At 40.5% G+C, this 1,506-nt stretch carries 1 protein-coding gene; it reads left to right on the top strand.

Features of this window, described 5'->3' with window-relative positions:
• Positions 1 to 53 precede the first annotated feature (53 nt).
• Positions 54 to 1,447 (top strand): IS3 family transposase gene (locus AB3I20_RS12655; RefSeq protein ID WP_095803321.1). Its coding sequence is split into 2 segments (ribosomal slippage): positions 54 to 594 and positions 594 to 1,447, totalling 1,395 coding nucleotides; the frame shifts between segments, so codons are not numbered across the junction.
• The last annotated feature ends 59 nt before the right edge of the window (positions 1,448 to 1,506 follow it).

Here is a 1,506-nt window from a genome sequence, read left to right as displayed (position 1 = left end):
TGAAGTGCGCCCCCTAAGTTAGACCCAAAAATCTAACTTAAGGGGTTTTTTTAGTGGTCAAATATGATTATGAGTTTAAAAGAATCGTCGTCGAAGCTTATCAGAATGGTGAAGGTGGCTATGGAATCTTGGCTCGTCGCTTTCATATTCCAGCAGATTCAACTGTAAAAAAATGGGTAAAAACTGTTGAACGACTTGGCTTCAGCGCTCTAAATCGAAGGAAAGGCAAACAAACTTATTCTTCTCAATTCAAGCAAGATGTCATACACTATTATTTGACTAGTGGTGACTCTTACCTTGATGTTGCGTTGAACTATGGATTGCCATCTGGAGACCTACTCCAGCACTGGCATCAAGTATTTCTACGCGAAGGCATGGAAGGTCTTTCACCAAAACCGAAAGGAAGACCGTCTATGACAAAGAAAAAGAAGATGAAAACACCAAAGAAACCATTGACGCGCGAGCAGGAACTGGAACGAGAGAATGAACTGCTTCGTGCAGAACTGGCCTTCATAAAAAAGCTCCGAGCTTTAGGGATGACTATCCCGGATCGACTCAAGAACGAGACGCACGAATCATCCACGAACTCCGAAAAGAGTTCCGATTAGGGATTCTCCTTGAAGCGACGAAATTTCCTAAAGCAACGTATATGTATTGGCAACAGCGCTTTGACCGTGAAAATCCAGACGCCGCATTAGAAAAAATGATTACAGAAATTTTCGAAGAAAACAATGGCAATTATGGCTATCGTCGGATTCAAATTGTCTTGAATGAGCGTGGACTAAAAGTGAACCAAAAGAAAATCCGCCGATTGATGTGTAAGCTTGGACTGAAATGCGCGAAGTTCACACGAAAATCTCGTAAGTACTGTTCTTACAAAGGAACGGTTGGACAAGTGGCGAAAAATCGTATTCATCGCCGTTTTTATACATCGGTTCCACATCAAAAAATCACTACAGATACCTCTGAATTTAAGTATTACGAAAGGGACAATACGAAGGGAATCGTAATCAAAAAACTGTACCTTAACCCGTTCCTTGATATGTTTAATGGGGAAATTTTGTCTTACCGAATTTCAGAGACACCAACGTTAAAGGCCATTCTTGAGGCTCAAAAAGAAGCGATTGACTACACCGCAGATTGTCCATATCGTCGGACATTCCACTCTGACCAAGGTTGGGCTTACCAGTTGAAGCAATATAGAAAACCATTATCAAATAAGAATATTTTTCAAAGCATGTCCCGAAAGGGAAACTGTTTGGACAACTCACTGATAGAAAACTTCTTCGGTTTATTAAAGCAAGAAATGTATCATGGTGTTGAATATACCAGTCTTGAAAGCTTAAAAAAAGCAATTGAGGATTGGATTGATTACTACAACCATCGTCGAATTAAGACGAGGCTTGGCTGTAGCCCAGTTCAGTATCGAGAACGAATAACAGCATAATAAAAATACCGACCAGATTTTCTAGTCGGTATGTGGTCTAACTATTGGGTCTCACTTCA

The organism is Enterococcus sp. C50 (assembly GCF_040887505.1).
Lineage (GTDB): Bacteria > Bacillota > Bacilli > Lactobacillales > Enterococcaceae > Enterococcus_B > Enterococcus_B thailandicus.
This window is presented reverse-complemented; position numbering and strand designations above follow the sequence as displayed.